Consider the following 16,552-nt stretch of genomic DNA (forward strand, 5'->3'; position numbering starts at 1 on the left):
GCCACGGGCGTGATCGGCGGCGCGTACATGCTGCTGGTCTCCGTGTTCAGCATGTTCTTTGGGACCCTGGTCGACCGGTTTCGTAAGAAAGCGGTGATGGTTTGGGCAACGTTCCTCGCTCTTGGCGTGTTCGTGGCAGACTTGCTGTTCTTTTTCGCGATGGGAGAGGAGCGCATCGTTGACCTTGCGAAGCCGTGGTTTTGGATCTTCGCGATCGTGATGCTTGCCGGCGCAGTGGTCGAACAACTCCGCAATATTGCGCTGTCCACTACTGTGACGCTCCTCGTACCGGACCGTCGGCGCGCAAATGCAAATGGGCTCGTCGGCACGGTGCAAGGGCTCGGGATGCTTGTCACGAGTGTGTTCAGCGGCCTCGCGGTCGGATTCCTCGGTATGGGCTGGACGCTCGTCATCGGTGTGGTCGCACTCAGCATGACGCTCGTCCACCTCACCTCCCTGCGCATCCCGGAACCCGAGATCGTGGCGGCCGAAGGGCAAGTCAAGTGGGTAGACATCCGAGGTGGCTGGCTGGCCGTGATCGCCGCGCCGGGACTGTTCGCGCTGGTCCTTTTCACAACGCTGAACAATATTTTCAGCGGCGTGGAGATGGCACTGCTCGACCCTTACGGCATTGACATGTTTGGGGTACAAGGGTGGGGGATCGTGTTCGCCATCGCGTCCTCGGGATTTATTATTGGTGGACTCGTGGTGGCAACGACCGGCCTCGGGAAGAACCCGATTCGAACCATGCTGCTGATCGCGTTCCTTATCGGCGTCATCGGAGCACTCTTCACTATTCGCGAATTGGCTTGGCTCTTCATCGTCGGTCTGTGGGCGGTAATGGCGCTTTTCCCCGCGGTCGAAGCCGCCGAACAAACGGTCATTCAGCGGCTCGTGCCCTTCGCCTCGCAGGGGCGAGTCTTCGGGTTTGCCATGACCTTTGAGGCCGCCGCGGCACCGGTTACGGCGTTCCTCATGGCACCGATCGCGCAGGTCTGGGTAATTCCACACTTGCGCACACCCGACGGTCAAGCGCAGTGGCAGTGGCTGCTGGGCACCGGTGACTCGCGGGGTATCGCACTGCTGCTCGTGATTTCGGGCGTGTGCTGCGCCTTGCTCGCGCTCATCGCGTTCCTAACGCCGCAATATCGACAACTTTCGCGTCAGTACGTGGCGGCCGAACCGCTCGTTGGCGGTTAACCGGCCACCGCAGTAGATGATGGTGGATTGTCGCCGGAGAGTAGTCGCGGTGGTGCCACGGAAAGGTGTAATGTCTCCGTCGCGGTTCACGTTGAAGCGGTTCACGTTGAAACTGCAGCGAATGAAGGACCTCTCATGTTTCAGAACCTCACCGGATGGCATCTCCTCATCATCCTGGCCATCGTGATGCTCCTTTTCGGCGCGGGAAAACTCCCCGATCTTGCGCGGAGCGTCGGCCAGTCCATGCGTATCTTCCGCAACGAGATGAGTGCGGATGCAGGAGCACGGGACGCCTCGCAACCAGTGACGGTAGCGGAGGAAGCCCTCGAGATGAACGCACCATCCGATGTGACCGGAACTACAGCTTCGGCGACCTGATGATTTTCGATGTTGCACTTTCAGTGACGTAATCTCGCAAGATTAGCAATCTGCTACAATAGTAGATGTCGTGGCGCCCGGGAGGGCGCCCACATCTGGCCCAGAGCAGTCCAGAACGGACACGGACTCTGGCGCGACGTGAGGTTGCGGTGTTGAGGCATCGGCGTATTTTTCGCCCATAGATAATGCTTCCGCCTAACCCGTCTAGAGATACGCGACATGGGTCGAAAGGCCGGGAAAGGAATTTATGTCCAAACAGCGAATTGCAATTATCGGAGCCGGGCCGAGCGGGATCGCCGCCCTTCGAGCATTTCAGTCAGCGCAGCGTCAGGGCGCAAAAATCCCCGAAGTAGTGTGCTTTGAGAAGCAGGATGACTGGGGCGGCCAGTGGAACTATAACTGGCGCAGCGGAATCGATAAGTACGGTGAACCCGTCCACTCGTCGATGTACCGCAACCTGTGGTCGAACGGCCCGAAAGAAGCGTTGGAATTCGCGGAGTACACCTTTGACGAGCACTTTGGTCGTCCGATTTCCTCGTACCCTCCGCGCGAAGCGCTCTGGGATTACATCGACGGCCGCGTTCGCAAAACTGATGTCAAGGACAAAGTTCAGTTCTCCACCGCAGTTCGCTGGATTGAATACAACGGTGAAGACGACAACTTCACCGTCACGGTGGAAAACCTTCGTTCCAAGACCACTTCCTCTTCCGAATTTGACCGGGTCATCGTCGCGACCGGCCACTTCTCCTTCCCGAATGTTCCCGATGTCAAGGGCATTGAGACGTTCCCCGGTACGCTGCACCACGCACACGACTTCCGCGGTGCCGAGAAACTCGCCGATAAGCGAGTGCTGCTGATCGGCGCCTCGTACTCCGCCGAAGACATCGGTGTGCAGGCCTTCAAGATGGGCGCCCGGTCGGTAACCATGAGCTATCGCACACGACCCCAGGGCTACAAATGGCCCGAAGGGATGGAAGAACTGCCTGGCATCGATCACTTCGACGGCGAGACGGTCCACTTCATCAATGGGGAGACCCGCGAATTCGATGCGGTGATTCTGTGCACCGGTTACTTGCACAAGTATCCGTTCCTCGCGTCCGACCTCGCACTGTCGTCGCCGAACAACATTTACCCCGCGGGGCTCTACCGCGGCGTTGTGTGGCAGAAGAACCCCAAGCTGTACTACCTCGGCGCGCAGGACCAGTGGTTTACCTTCAACATGTTCGACGCGCAAGCGTGGTACGTTCGCGACCTCATTATGGGACGCGCGAAGCTGCCCTCGGCCGAGGAACGTGCGGCTCACGTGAAGCAGTGGCGAGCACGTTTCCAGGCACTCGACGGCGATGCCGACGACGTACAGTTCCAGGCCGACTACATTCGCGACCTGATCGAGGCAACGGACTACCCGATGTTCGACCTCGACGAAGTCGTCCGCATCTTCCTTGCCTGGAAGGAAGACAAGAAGCAAAACATCCTCACCTATCGTGACAAGCAGCACCGCTCCGTCATGACCGGGACGATGGCGGCCGAGCACCACACCACGTGGCTCAACGAACTCGACGACTCCCTCGAACGGTACCTGTCGACGCCTGAGCGCAGCGACATCGAAGAGCTCGTGCACGGCAAGCCCGAAGAGGCAGAGCCGGCAGCGAAAGCCTAACTCCTCACTCAGATGACGGCGGTGGCGGTCGCGATCTTCAGATCGCGACCGCCACCGCCGTCTAAAAAATCCCGACTCGGATAGGTTGGCGGGATGGCCGCGGCAGATCTAGACACCAAACCGAAGCGGCGACGTTGGCCGCGCATCCTCGGCTTTGGCTGCCTAGGGACGCTCGCGGTGTTCCTGATCGTGGTGATAGCGGTGGGGTGGATGGTCGTTCCGCGGGGTGACGGCGGTCGTACCGAACGGTCGCTCGTGGCACACGCCTCCGATCACTATTCGGAAGGAACATTCACCACAAACGAATCTTTCAACAAGGGCCGCAGTATGGCTGTCCAAGCCGAGCTGCATTTCGAAGATGCGCTGACCGAGGCTGACGTGACCGAGCTAACGGAATTTATGGAGGAGCAGCGCGCGCTCGCGACAGACCGTGACTGGTATGTGATGCAGGCGTACACGCTTGTTTTCCCGCACGGTGAAGTATTGCTTTCGCATGCAAGCGAAGCGACAACCCTTGCCGTGGCAAGTGCAATGGTCGTCAACACCACAGTGACGACCGTGCACCTCGGCTCAACCGGTTGGATTGATGCCAGGCTCGAGTGCGATTTTGACGATCAAGACTGCCTCGCCTCGGCAGCAGAGGCAGCGCACTATGGCTTTGACCGGTTGGTTGCCCATCCCACCGATCCACAGTCGATCGTGTCGGTGCAGCTACGGGGAAGCGGAGAAGAGCTGCGAGGTCAGCTTGAGGACACACTTGCCGCCTGGCCGCATACGACGACCGTAACCGGCAGCTTGGAAGACTCAGTGGGCTATTTCGTGTATCCAGGGAAGATCACGTTGGCGCAAGACGAAGACGTCGTACAGGTGCGTACGGACTTTGACTATGTCAACGGCAGCGTGACCGATTCAGATCGGAACCGGGGCCGAGAAATGATCATTGACCAGTTAGAGACCCGGGGCGGCGAGACGAAGTTTGAGGTCGCTGAGCTCTAGTCACCTGCGAGCCAAATCAATCAGCATTCGCAATAGAAGCGCGCCGCATCCCCTTCGCTCGTCTCAGTGACGAGCCGGGCAAGGTCGATCCCGAGATAGGGATTGCGTGCCTCCACGCGAATGGTCCGACATTCGCGATTGAACGCGATCGTGACGGCGGTCTTCGTTCCGGGGATTTCGATCTTCATTGACCGGTCTTCAAGCTTGTCGACGCGGATGGTCGGCCAGGGCTCCTGCCAATCCCCAACAAACGCGCGATCAGTCAGTGCCACATCCAAATTCGCTTGCAGCGCGGCGATCGTGTCCTCGTGGAGTATTTGGCGCGGGTCAGTAGTCATGGGTGCCTCCTACCTGTAGACCGATCTTAGCGAGCGGAACCCTCAGCAAATGCAAAATACGAAGCTGACAAACTAGCCGGATGTCGCAGCGCAGGATGTCGCCCACTACCAAGTCCGTGCTTGTCGCGCTCTGTGTCATGGGCGCCGCGACGCTGCTGTGCTTCGGCGCTTCACTGCTGGTGTCGGGGGAGCCGAAGAGTATGTTTCGGATGCTCGCGATGATTACCGCGATGGGCAGTGCGCTACTTGGGCTGGTTTTTGCGTTCGTCGCCGGCAAGCGCTGACAGCACAATTGTGGCTGCGGCTGCGACACTTAGCGCATGCCGCGGCTTGAGATGAAACCTTCAGCGCGATTGGCGTTTTACGCGATCATCGTCGTGGTGGGGATCGCTGCCGTCGCTGCTCTCGCATCCATCTTCATCGCAGGTGAGGCGCGAACGGTGTTACACGGTATCGCGATTTTCGGCACAGCCACGGGAATGTTTCTGGGGCTGGTATTTGCGTTCGTGGGGGAGTCGCGAAGATAACGCCTATTTCTTAAACAGCATCCCAAACAGCCCGCGGGTAACTTCTCGCACGACGGTCTTTGCCGCACCCGAACCGAGCACCTTCTCCACCGTCGACTTCCCACGCTTCTTGGATGCGGTGGTCGAGCTGGGCTTCTTCTCGCGTTTTTCGGCGGCGGCTTTTTCTGCTTCCTGCTTGGCAGCTTCGGCCGATTCGTTCATCTTCTTTGCGAGGATTTCTTGCGCCGATTCCGGGTCGACCGGGGTGCCATACTTCGCCAGCAAAGGTGATGCTTTCACGGTCCTTTCGATCTGCGCCTCGCTGGTTGGGTCCATCGAACCCTGTGGGGCACGCATCCGAACCCACGCGACTGGCGTCGGCGCGCCCTTTTCGTTCATTACCGTGACGATCGCCTCGCCCGTCGCGAGCTGGGTGAGCGTCTCTTCGAGGTCGTACCCCGAGTCAGGATAGGTGCGCACGGTCGCCCGCAGCGACTTGGCGTCGTCCGGGGTGTGCGCACGCAGCTGGTGCTGGACCCGCGAACCGAGCTGCGCAAGGACGTCGTTCGGCACATCCTTCGGCGTCTGGGTGACAAAGAAAATACCGACACCCTTCGATCGAATTAGTCGCACGGTCTGCACGATCTGCGTGACGAACTCTTTGGATGCGTCGTTGAAGAGCAGGTGCGCCTCGTCGAAGAAGAACACGAGCTTGGGTTTGTCGAGGTCGCCCACTTCGGGCAGCGTCGCGAAGAGGTCCGCAAGCAGCCACATCAGGAAGGTAGAGAAAACCTGCGGCTGCTGTGCGACGCCGGGAAGCTCGAGCAGCGACACGATGCCGCGGCCGTCGGCGGCCGTGCGCAGGAACTCGTTCGTGTCGATTTCGGGTTCGCCGAAGAACACATCGGCCCCGGCGGCGGCAAAGGTCGTGAGTTCGCGAAGGATCACTCCCGCGGTCTGTTTCGAAACCCCACCGATGCCCTCGAGCTCCGGCTTGCCTTCATCGGAGGTGAGGTATTGCAGCACGGCGCGCAGATCGCCGAGGTCGACTAGCGGGAGGCCCGCTTCATCCGCATAGTGGAACACCAGGCCGAGCACCGATTCCTGCGTGGCATTCAGCCCGAGCACCTTGGCGAGCATGAGCGGGCCGAAGCTCGTGACGGTCGCGCGGATCGGCACACCCTGGCCGCGGCCGCCGAGGCTATAAAACTCGGTCGGTACTGCTTGCGGCTGCCAATCCTGGCCGATCTTTTGGGTGCGCTCGAGCAGTTTGTCGCTGGATGCACCTGGCGTGGCAACTCCCGAAAGGTCGCCCTTGATGTCGGCGGCGAAGACCGGCACGCCTGCAGCCGAAAGCTGTTCGAGCATGACCTGCAATGACTTCGTTTTACCGGTACCGGTCGCTCCTGCCACCAGCCCGTGTCGGTTCATCATCGCCAGTGGGATGCGCACCGGCACGTCCGCCCGCGCCTCACCGTTGACGAGCGCGCCGAGTTCGAGCGCGGCCTCTTCGAAGGAGTAACCGGCGCGGATTGCCTCGACCTGCTCGGCGGTGAGCGGGCCTTCTGGCCCCGCCTGAGCGGGTTCGGTAACTGTGTCTACATTCGCAGCTGCTTCGTTTGCCGCTTCCGCTTGTGCAGCGGCGAGTTCGGCTTCGGCCTTAGCAAGTGCAGCTTTTGCCGCGGCAACTGCGTCTTCGTGCTCATTCGACATGGGCAACAGCTTAGGTGAGCCACTTCGCCAAACTCAGGAGCGCAACTCAACTAGCATGGCTGAGGCAGCATTCTCTTCGATTGGACTAGGCAGCACATGAAATACGTCTCCACCCGTGGTCAGATGGCACCCGCAGGTTTTTCGGATGTCCTCTTGGATGGACTCGCCCCCGATGGCGGCCTCGTCATTCCGGCCGAGATCCCGACTATTTCCTCAGAGCAGCGCGAAGCTTGGCGCACCCTGAGTTACCCCGAGCTCGCCATCGAAATCATTAGCCTCTACGCGACCGACATCCCGCGCGCCGACCTCGAGCAGATCATCCGCGCCGCATATTCCGCAGACCGCTTCGCGGCACCCGAAACCGTGCCGGTCAAGAAGCTCGACGAGCGCATCTCGATCGTTGGTCTCTCCGAGGGCCCGACGATGGCGTTCAAGGATCTCGCGATGCAGTTCCTCGGTGAGGTCATGCCGTACGTACTGCAGCAGCGCGGCCGAACCCTCAACATCCTCGGCGCAACTTCGGGCGACACCGGCTCCGCCGCCGAATACGCCTTCCGCGGCAAGCCGAACATCAGCGTGTTCATGCTCTCGCCGCAGGGGCGGATGAGTGCTATCCAGCGCGCGCAGATGTACAGCCTCGACGACGAGAACATTCACAACATCGCAGTCGAGGGCAACTTTGACGACTGCCAGAACCTCGTCAAGGAACTCAACAACGACGCGGTCTTCAAGGCCAACCATTCGATTGGTGCTGTCAACTCGATCAACTTCGGCCGTATCTGCGCGCAGATCGTCTACTACTTCTGGGCTTGGCTGCGCGCGACCGACTCGCTGCCCGCGGACGCCCGCGAAGCGACCGTCACGACTGCCGAGCGCGAGGCGAGCCTGGTCTCGATCGCAGTGCCTTCCGGCAACTTCGGCAATATTTTCGCCGGTCACCTCGCACGCCAGATGGGTCTGCCCATCCACCGGCTGATCCTCGCGACGAACGAAAACAACGTCCTCGACGAGTTCTTCCGCACCGGCATCTACGCGCCTCGTTCGCGTGAGAACACGCTCGTCACCAGCAGCCCCTCGATGGACATCTCGAAGGCCTCGAACCTTGAGCGTTTCGTTCGCGAACTGTTCGGTACGGATGCAGAGGGCTTCGTGCAGAGCTGGAGCAAGCTGGATGAGGATGGCAGCGTTGATCTCACCGCGCACCTGTCGCGCTTCGTCGAGGAATACGGCATCATCACCGACTCGAGCACGCACGAGGACCGGGTCGAGACCATCCGCACCGAGTTCGAAACCTCCGGTGTGATTGTCGATCCGCACACCGCCGACGGCCTCACGGTCGCGCGCCGTCACAACGAAATTCACGGTCGCATTCTGGTACTCGAGACCGCAAAGCCGGAGAAGTTTGGCGAGACGATCGAGGAAGCGCTGGGTGAAAAGACTCCGGCGCTGACACCGGAACTCGAGGCGCTCCTGGCGCTGCCGCAGCACGCTGTTGACATGGCCGACTCCGGTGAGGAGCTGCGGAACTACATCGCGGAGCACGCGCCAGCGCAGGCCTAACCGCGGAATCTCGTCTCACCGAGGCAAACGCGAACGCAACAAGAAGCGCCCGACACCAAGTCAGATGGTGTCGGGCGCTTTCTTCGTGCGAAGTGGCGGCGCGAGACTACTTCACATCACTGTCGTCGTCGAGGGCCGCCTCACCGGGTTCGAGCTCGATCTCGATGGCTGCGTGCTGGCCGGTGGCAACCGGGGGAGTGAGTACCGATGCGGCATCGACCTCGGTCGAGTGTCGCAGGAAGCTCAAGTGTGTCTCGAAGCGGTCGATGACGTCATCGATAACTTGCTGCTTCGAAAGACCCATGAGGTCGCTACCCAGGTGAACAGCTTGTATTGCGGTCGGGAATGATCGGGGCCCAGACGCACATTGCCTTCTTTGGACACGGCGACCCAGATCACAAATCCGATCACGGCGGTGATCGTCAGCACGTACCACCAACCGAGGTTCTCACCGATCCACACCAGGGTATCAGTAGGTCTCCTAGACTGATCTGATGCACATCCCGCCTTCCTTGCTTACCCAGCTTCCGGCGCTCATCGCCCAAGGCCAGCAGGAGGCAAGTGAAGCGGTCATCGGGGCGCGCGAAACCGCAGAGCTGAACGGCTCCTACGAACCGAACGCACTCATCCACGGTGACAATCTTGCGGGGCTCGCGCGACTGGTCGCATCGGGCGCGTGTGCGAAACTCATCTATCTCGATCCGCCGTTTGATTCCAAGGCCGACTACCGCAGCCGCATCCACACTCGTGATGATGCGGGCGGTGAGATCGCGTTGGAAATGCACACCTATACCGATCGCTGGGCGGGTGGTACTGCCGACTATCTTCGGATGCTCGTGCCGCGGCTGGTGCTCGCGCGCCAGCTCCTCGCTGAGGACGGCGCGATTTGCGTGCACCTTGACTGGCACTCTTCGCACTACGTTCGCGTGGTGCTCGATGAGGTGTTTGGGCGTGAGCACTTCGTCAATTCCCTCGTGTGGAGCTACCGCACCGGAGGAGCGGCCCGCACGAGTGCAGTACCCCGCAAGCATGACAACTTGCTGCTGTATCGCAAGAGTGACCGATTCCGCATCACGCCGCTGTACGAGCGCCAGTACCTCGACAAGCCGTTCATGGGCAGCAAGGTGGATGCGCAGGGTCGCCACTTCGTCGATACGATCCTTCGCGACGTGCTCGAGGGCGCGGTGACACTCGTCGACAGCGCCGCAGATGCACCTACGGGCGGTGGCGTGCACCAGGTGAGCGTGCGTCCCGTGCTGAACCTTTCGGCAGAGCGCACCGGCTACGCGACGCAGAAACCCGAGGGGCTTCTCGAACTTCTCTTGCGGTGGATGACCCATCCGGGTGACCTTGTCGTCGATCCCTTTGGCGGATCGGGAACGACTGCCGCGACCGCCGAACAGTTGGGGCGCCGCTGGATGAGTCTCGACGCGAGCGCTCGCTCGCTCGTGGTGACGCGTTCGAGGCTCGACGCACTCGGGGCTCAGTACGCCCTCCTCGACGCGCACCCGCCCCAGAACACCGACAGCGTCGTTAGCCCCATGGTCGAGTACGCCTGGGAAGACGGTGAGTTCCAGCTGCAGTCCGTGATTCCCGCCGAGCAGCTCGCGACCGCGCTGCAACCGGCCCGCGGTCAATCGAGCGATGTCACGGCACGGATGCTCGAGGGCACGGGCCTCGGGTCGCTGGCCGGATGGCACCTGTGGTCGACCGCGGGTGAACGACTCGGCGGAGCCTGGCGTGACGCGCGTGGGGTGCTGGTGACCCGCGCATCCATCGCCCAGCCGGTCGCAGACTCGGTCACGCTCGAACTGGTCGACCTCACGGGGAAGCGCACGACGGTCGCTAACATTGTGAGGTAGTTAGGTCCCAGAGAAAGGACATCGTGCCATGACGATTAGCGAAGCCGTAAGGCCCGATGCGCCACTTTCTCCGGAAGACCGCGAGGTCGCGTCGATGATTCGCGAGCGCATCGATGGGGAGGTCGCGACTTCCTCACTACGTCGCGCCGAATACTCCTCGGATGCCGGTAACTACCGCATTACGCCGGAAGTAGTTGCCTTCCCGAAATCGAAGGACGACCTCATCGCGATTGCTGACGTTGCCCGTGTGACCGGTAAGCCCGTGCACATGCGCGGTGCCGGTACCTCGATCGCAGGAAACGCGATCGGGCGCGGCATCGTGGTGGATACCTCGCGTCACCTCAACAAGATCCATTCGATCGATCCGGAAGCAAAGACCGCGGTCGTTGATCCGGGTGTCATCGTCGCGCAGTTGCAGAACGCGGCAAGGCCCCACGGTCTGCGCTTCGGGCCCGATCCCTCGACTTGGACCCGCTGCACGATCGGTGGCATGATCGGCAACAATGCCTGCGGCTCGCACTCGCTCCGCTTCGGCCGCACCGCCGACAACGTGGTCGAACTCGACATGATCGACGGGCTTGGCCGCCGTTTCACCGCGGCGGATGACCTCTCGGTCGTCCCTGGGCTGAACGAGTTTGTGGCGGATAACCTCGCGACCATTCGACTCGAATTCGGTCGCTTCGGCCGCCAGGTATCGGGTTACGGCCTAGAGGCGCTGCTGCCAGAGAACGGCCACTCGCTCGCGAAGCTCTTGGTCGGTTCTGAAGGCACCCTCGGCATCGTGCTCGGCGGCACCGTCTACCTGGTGGACATTCCCTCCTCGCCGGTGACGATCGCGCTCGGCTATCCATCGATGGTGGCGGCGGCCGACGACGTACCGGCCCTCCTCGAGCAGCGCCCCGGCGCGATCGAGGGGTTGGATGGGCGACTCACCGATGCCGTGCGCCGTCACCACGGTGCCGAGGCGATCGCTGCCCTCCCGGAAGGCAGCGGCTGGCTGCTGATCGAAATGCCCGGTGAGAATGAAATCGACGCGCTCGATCGCGCACACAAGCTGGTTGCCGCATCCAGCGCGATTTCTTCCTCGATCATCCCGGACGCTGCCGCCGCTCGCCCGCTGTGGCGGGTGCGCGAAGACGGTGTGGGCCTTGCGAGTCGTACCGAGTCGGGCGAGCAGGCCTGGCCGGGGTTTGAGGATGCGGCGGTGCCGCCTGAACGTCTTGGCGACTACTTGCGGGAGTTTGACAAACTCACTGCCCGGCACGGCATCGAAGGCATGCCCTACGGGCACTTCGGTGATGGCTGCATCCACATTCGGCTGTCGATTCCGCTGGAGCGGGACGGGGCGGCGCTGCGCGCATTCATGCTCGACGCTGGCCGGCTCGTGGCCGAATTCGGTGGGTCGATGTCAGGTGAACACGGTGATGGCCGCGCCCGCAGCGAGTTGTTGCCGCTGATGTACTCCGAAAAGGCGATTGCTGCCTTTGGCGATTTGAAGCGATTGTTCGACCCGAAAAACGTGCTGAACCCCGAAGTGCTCGTCGACCCGGCACCGCTCGACGCGGACCTCCGGCGCCCGCAAGCGCTGCCGATTCCGAAGATCCGCGGTGGCTTCGCGTTCGCCGAAGACTCGGGTGACTTCACCAAGGCCGTTCACCGTTGCGTGGGGATGGGGAAGTGCCGTGCCGATAACCGCGATGCCGGTGGCTTCATGTGCCCCAGCTATATGGCGACCAAGGACGAGACCCACTCAACCCGCGGCCGCGCGCGCGTGCTGCAGGAAATGACCAATGGCAAGCTCGTCAAGGACGGCTGGAAATCCCAAGAAGTCGCCGACTCGCTTGACCTTTGCCTGTCCTGCAAAGCCTGCTCGAGCGATTGCCCGGCGGGTGTCGACGTCGCCGCCTATAAGTCGGAGACGCTCTACCGCAAATACAAGGGTCGCCTGCGCCCGATGAATCACTATGTGCTTGGTCAGCTGCCGCGCTGGGAGCCGTTGATGTCGGCGTTCGCGCCGATCGTGAACGGCATGTTCAAAATTGACTGGCTCCGAAAAGCCATCCTGCCGCTCGCCGGTGTGGACAAGCGGCGCACGATTCCACAGATCTCGAGCCGTACCTTCAAGCAAGATCGCAATCGCCTGCTCAAAGAAGGTAAGGCAATCCGACCCGAGTCACCGCGTACCGACCGCGACCGCATTATGGTGTGGGCCGACTCCTTCTCGAACGGCTTCAACCCCGAAATTGACCACGACGTCGTGCGAGTCCTTGAGCGGGTCGGTCTTGAAGTCGTGACCCCGAATAACCAAGTCTGCTGCGGCCTGACCTGGATCTCTACCGGGCAACTCGACGGTGCCCGGGCACGACTATCGCGGCTGATGGATGAATTCGCTCCCGTGGTCGAAGCCGGCATCCCGATCGTCGGGGTTGAACCGAGCTGCACCGCGGTGCTTAAGAGCGACCTGCTGGAACTCTTCCCGGACGACCCACGAGCGCGGAAGATTGCGAACGCCACCTACACACTCGCGGAGGTCCTGAACGGGATGGCCCCAGTGAAGCCGGACCCGACGGTGGAACTGCCGCGCCTGGACGGTGTCGAACTCATCGTGCAACCCCACTGCCACCAGCATGCGGTGATGGGCTTCGCCCCCGACCGTACGCTGCTGAACTCCCTCGGCGCCAAGATCAACCAGCTCTCCGGATGCTGCGGTCTCGCCGGCAACTTCGGCCTTGAAACCGGACACTATGAGACCTCGGTCGCGGTAGCCGAGAACTCCCTGCTGCCGGCTCTACGGGATGCTGGCGACGACGCGATCTTCCTCGCGGACGGTTACTCGTGTCGGACGCAGGCCGATCAGCTCGGTGCTACCGAAGGCAAGCACCTCGCGACCCTGCTGATGGAGCGCTTCGCCCAATAGACCGCACGCTCCGCGCATCGGTTAGGTGAGGCTGCGCATCCTAGAAAATCGCTGATCAAATGGGGATAATAGGGGTATGCAACGCATTGCTGAGGTGCTGAAGCGATATCCCATCGTGGCTGTCACGCTGGGGCTATTGCTCGTGGTTATCGTGCTCGATTTGGCCGGAGCGGGTGGCCCAGCACAGTGGCTCGCGACGGCGTATGTGATTGTCATCATCGCGATGACGGCCTACAGCATGGTCCGCGATGTAATTCGCGGCCACTTCGGGCTCGACATCCTTGCGGTCGTCGCGATGGCCGCAGCGATCGCGACGGGGGAGTACCTTGCCGCAATGATCGTCGTACTCATGCTGACCGGTGGTGAAGCTCTCGAGGACTATGCCGAGCTTCGCGCCCGACGCGACTTGAATGCGCTGCTGGAGCGTGCGCCGCAGTCGGCGCACCGACTCGACCCGGTGCATCCTGATCTGCCGGCGACCGACCTTCCGGTGAATGAAGTGGCCATCGGTGATTTGCTGCTGATCAAGCCTGCCGAGATCGTGCCGGTCGATGGCACGCTCGTTGGCAGCGAAGCCGAATTTGACGAATCGTCGATGACGGGGGAAAGCCTTCCGGTACTGCATCGCGATGGCGACAGAATTTTTTCGGGCACGGTCAATCGCGACCGTGCCGTCACGATGCGCGCGACAGCGGATGCGGCGAACTCGCAATACCAGCAGATCCTCTCGTTGGTGCGCGACGCACAGCAGCAGAAGGCGCCGACCGTGCGCCTCGCGGATCGATATGCGGTGCCATTCACGATCGTGTCGTTGATCATCGCGGCACTCGCGTGGTGGCTGTCGGGGGATCCCGTGCGGTTCGCAGCTGTGCTGGTGCTCGCGACACCGTGTCCGCTGCTGATCGCTGCACCCGTCGCGTTCATCGGTGGAATGAGCGCGGCCGCTCGCGAGGGCATTATCGTGAAGGGCGGAGCGACCCTCGAGGCGCTCGCGAAGAGTCGGAGCGTTGCCTTCGACAAGACGGGGACGCTCTCGCACGGCGAGCCCGAGCTCGTGGCGGTGCAGCCAGCACACGTCGACCTCGATGCGGACCGGCTCCTGCAGTTTGCAGCGTCCGCGGAAGCGCACTCATCACACGTACTGGCCGACGGCGTCATTCGCGCGGCACGGCAGCGTGGCCTCGAATCGCTCCCGGTGTCGGATGCATCCGAGCACGCCACGCAGGGAGTCGAAGCGACCGTAGCCGGTCACCTCGTGCGAGTCGGAAAGTTGTCCTTCATTCGTGAGAACGATGCTGCCGCAACCGCGGCAGAGCTCGATCCCGGCCAAACCGCAGTCATGGTCGCGATCGATGGCAGGTTTGCGGGGTCGCTGATCCTCGCCGATGCACTGCGTAAGAACGCCCCGCAGACCGTGGCTCGGTTACAGGAAATGGGCGTGGAGCGAGTGCTCATGGTCACCGGCGACAACGAGCAGACCGCGCGATCGCTCGCGGGTGAGGCAGGCATCCCCGAGGTGTACGCGAACTTGCGTCCACAAGACAAGGTCGAGATCATCCGTGGGCTCACGGAACGACCGGTCACGATGGTTGGCGACGGCGTGAACGACGCACCCGTGCTCGCGATCGCCGAGGTTGGCATCGCGATGGGGGCCCGGGGATCGACCGCGGCAAGCGAGTCGGCGGATGCGGTGATTCGGCGCGACGACATCGGCCTCGTCGCGCGTGCCCATGAGATCGGCAGGCACACATACCGTGTCGCGCTCTCGGCGATCTGGCTCGGTATTGCACTGTCGCTCGGATTGATGCTTATCGCCGCATTCGGGTTTATCATCCCCGTCGTTGGCGCGCTGCTACAAGAGGTCGTCGACCTCGCTGCGATCCTCTACGCCCTTCGTGCCCGCACCGGCGGTCGAAGCCGAGGGGAGAAGACGGTCACTACACATACGACCCGGTCTGCGCAGCACGCGCAGACCGGGTCGTCGGGGTTCTAGTTCTGCCGAAGGCTAGGCTTGCGAACCCTGCTGAGCTTCCTGCTCAGCGATCTTCTGACGGACTTCCTCCATGTCAACTTCCTTGACCGCCTTGATGACGTCCTCGAGTGCGCGTGCGGGAAGCGCGCCAGCCTGCTGGAACAGCAAGACGCCATCGCGGAAAGCCATCAGAGTCGGGATCGACTGGATGCCGAGGCTCGTCGAAAGCTGCTTGTTTGCTTCGGTGTCGACCTTGGTGAAGGTGACATCCGTGTGCTCTTCACTCGCCTGCTCATATACGGGAGCGAATTGCTTACAAGGCCCGCACCAATCGGCCCAGAAGTCCACGAAGTGGATGCCTTCTCCGGTGACGGTCTCGACAAAGTTGTCTTGGTTCAGGTCAGTGGTTGCCACAATCGGCTCCTCTTGTTGAATGGCGTCATCTCTGCCGCGGCACGCTGGCGCCACGGTAGGTATCGGGTAGAACGGATTTCTCGGCGGCAGTATTCCTGCCACACTGTGAAACCGCTGGTGAACGACTGGGCGTTCCTATCTCGACTCGGGCTTGTCAGGGTCAGCAAACGGGTTATCCGGGGCTTCCACTGCGGGCTCCGAGTCCTCCTCCGAGAGTTCGGTAGCGGCAGCCTCGGGGTTCGCGAACGCCTCATCTGGCACGGTATCAACCGGCGCGGTTTCTTCGCTGATCAGTGCGTCAAAGTCGGTAGCTTTGCCACTGGCAGGCTCGGGAACGCTGGCTTCCGCAGGTTCAGGGATGAGCGCATCCGACCCCGGCAGCGTATCGGCGGCATCCGCGGTCCCGGCCGAATCAGTGAGGTGTGAAGCATCACCCTCGAGCGAGACGACCTCGGTCATCTTGCCTTCGACCTGGTAGTGGTTGTACAGCGCATCCTCTTCCGAAGGAGAGAGGTTCTGATCGATCTCGGTGCGCGGCGCGGAAAGGACAGTCTCCTTGCTGTACGGCACCGTGATGCGTTTGTCCTGGCGCTCGGCATCATCGAGTGGGATGAAGAACTCCTTCATGCCAAACAGGCCAGTCTTCACAGTCACCCAGTTGGGTGCCTGGGTTTGGTCATCGAGATAGACCTGGCCCACGCGGCCGATCTTCTGACCTGCTTGGTCGAAGACTGTGGCTTGGAAGATCCACAGCAGTTCTTCCTCCGCCTCGCGGGCTGCCCGCTCCTCGTCGGTCTCTTCGATCTGGTCCTCGCCAACGACGATGGGAAGCGCCTCGCCGCCATTGGCAGGCACCTCCGTCGCCTCAGGTGGAGTGATGGGGTCAGCCTCGTCCGCATTCGACTGAGAACTCGACGACTCAATCGGGTCTTCGGCGTTCAGGTCACTATCGCGTTCGTTTGGGTCTGCCATGGCTGCATGTCCTCTTGGGTTGATGCGGTTTCGCTGGTGCGAGCTTATACGCCAGCACTGGCCG

At 61.8% G+C, this 16,552-nt stretch carries 15 protein-coding genes and 1 pseudogene; 10 read left to right on the plus strand and 6 right to left on the minus strand.

Annotation, left to right across the window (positions count from 1 at the left end; all coding sequences use genetic code 11):
• The first annotated feature begins 9 nt into the window (after positions 1-9).
• The 4 genes from F8O05_RS07880 (at position 10) to F8O05_RS07895 (ending at position 4,234) form a co-directional block, all read left to right on the plus strand.
• On the plus strand, positions 10-1,200 hold the full coding sequence (locus F8O05_RS07880; protein WP_404811361.1) for an MFS transporter: 1,191 nt from the start codon (positions 10-12) through the stop codon (positions 1,198-1,200).
• Positions 1,201-1,335: 135 nt separating this feature from the next.
• Entirely contained in the window at positions 1,336-1,578 is a 243-nt protein-coding gene (tatA, locus tag F8O05_RS15235) for a twin-arginine translocase TatA/TatE family subunit (protein ID WP_158052200.1), read from the plus strand.
• Positions 1,579-1,825: 247 nt separating this feature from the next.
• Positions 1,826-3,238: a flavin-containing monooxygenase gene (locus F8O05_RS07890; RefSeq protein ID WP_158052201.1), complete on the plus strand. Its 1,413-nt coding sequence runs from the start codon at positions 1,826-1,828 to the stop codon at positions 3,236-3,238.
• Between the two features lie 93 nt (positions 3,239-3,331).
• Entirely contained in the window at positions 3,332-4,234 is a 903-nt protein-coding gene (locus tag F8O05_RS07895; RefSeq protein WP_158052202.1) for a hypothetical protein, read from the plus strand.
• Between the two features lie 20 nt (positions 4,235-4,254).
• Here F8O05_RS07895 and F8O05_RS07900 read toward each other — a convergent pair whose 3' ends face one another.
• On the minus strand, positions 4,255-4,572 hold the full coding sequence (locus F8O05_RS07900; RefSeq protein ID WP_158052203.1) for a hypothetical protein: 318 nt from the start codon (positions 4,570-4,572) through the stop codon (positions 4,255-4,257).
• Positions 4,573-4,652: 80 nt separating this feature from the next.
• On the opposite strand from F8O05_RS07900, the gene F8O05_RS07905 reads away from it, so the two are divergent.
• Positions 4,653-4,856: a hypothetical protein gene (locus F8O05_RS07905; protein WP_158052204.1), complete on the plus strand. Its 204-nt coding sequence runs from the start codon at positions 4,653-4,655 to the stop codon at positions 4,854-4,856.
• Positions 4,857-4,892: 36 nt separating this feature from the next.
• On the plus strand, positions 4,893-5,099 hold the full coding sequence (locus F8O05_RS07910; protein WP_158052205.1) for a hypothetical protein: 207 nt from the start codon (positions 4,893-4,895) through the stop codon (positions 5,097-5,099).
• 3 nt (positions 5,100-5,102) lie between these two features.
• On the opposite strand, the gene F8O05_RS07915 is transcribed toward F8O05_RS07910, so the two are convergent.
• Complete coding sequence (locus F8O05_RS07915) at positions 5,103-6,791, minus strand: helicase HerA-like domain-containing protein (protein ID WP_158052206.1); 1,689 nt, start codon at positions 6,789-6,791, stop codon at positions 5,103-5,105.
• A gap of 96 nt (positions 6,792-6,887) precedes the next feature.
• On the opposite strand from F8O05_RS07915, the gene thrC reads away from it, so the two are divergent.
• Positions 6,888-8,351, plus strand: a complete 1,464-nt coding sequence (gene thrC / locus F8O05_RS07920) for a threonine synthase (protein WP_158052207.1) — start codon at positions 6,888-6,890, stop codon at positions 8,349-8,351.
• A gap of 106 nt (positions 8,352-8,457) precedes the next feature.
• Here the strand turns inward: thrC and F8O05_RS07925 are convergent, their stop codons facing one another.
• On the minus strand, positions 8,458-8,655 hold the full coding sequence (locus F8O05_RS07925; protein ID WP_158052208.1) for a hypothetical protein: 198 nt from the start codon (positions 8,653-8,655) through the stop codon (positions 8,458-8,460).
• Positions 8,656-8,660: 5 nt separating this feature from the next.
• Positions 8,661-8,810, minus strand: a pseudogene (locus F8O05_RS07930) (BCCT family transporter); the annotation flags it as partial.
• Between the two features lie 35 nt (positions 8,811-8,845).
• On the opposite strand from F8O05_RS07930, the gene F8O05_RS07935 reads away from it, so the two are divergent.
• The 3 genes from F8O05_RS07935 (at position 8,846) to F8O05_RS07945 (ending at position 15,123) form a co-directional block, all read left to right on the plus strand.
• The gene (locus tag F8O05_RS07935; protein ID WP_158052209.1) at positions 8,846-10,213 is read left to right on the plus strand and encodes a DNA methyltransferase; all 1,368 of its coding nucleotides are present in this window, start codon (positions 8,846-8,848) and stop codon (positions 10,211-10,213) included.
• 28 nt (positions 10,214-10,241) lie between these two features.
• The gene (locus tag F8O05_RS07940) at positions 10,242-13,130 is read left to right on the plus strand and encodes an FAD-binding and (Fe-S)-binding domain-containing protein (protein ID WP_158052210.1); all 2,889 of its coding nucleotides are present in this window, start codon (positions 10,242-10,244) and stop codon (positions 13,128-13,130) included.
• A gap of 76 nt (positions 13,131-13,206) precedes the next feature.
• Entirely contained in the window at positions 13,207-15,123 is a 1,917-nt protein-coding gene (locus F8O05_RS07945; protein ID WP_158052211.1) for a heavy metal translocating P-type ATPase, read from the plus strand.
• A gap of 12 nt (positions 15,124-15,135) precedes the next feature.
• Here the strand turns inward: F8O05_RS07945 and trxA are convergent, their stop codons facing one another.
• Both trxA and F8O05_RS07955 read right to left on the minus strand, forming a co-directional pair.
• A complete protein-coding gene (gene trxA / locus F8O05_RS07950) occupies positions 15,136-15,516 on the minus strand; it encodes a thioredoxin (RefSeq protein ID WP_158052212.1) in 381 nt (126 codons plus the stop codon).
• Positions 15,517-15,651: 135 nt separating this feature from the next.
• Complete coding sequence (locus F8O05_RS07955; RefSeq protein WP_158052213.1) at positions 15,652-16,488, minus strand: PRC-barrel domain-containing protein; 837 nt, start codon at positions 16,486-16,488, stop codon at positions 15,652-15,654.
• Positions 16,489-16,552 lie beyond the last annotated feature (64 nt).

It is taken from the genome of Gulosibacter chungangensis (assembly GCF_008831155.1).
Lineage (GTDB): Bacteria > Actinomycetota > Actinomycetes > Actinomycetales > Microbacteriaceae > Gulosibacter > Gulosibacter chungangensis.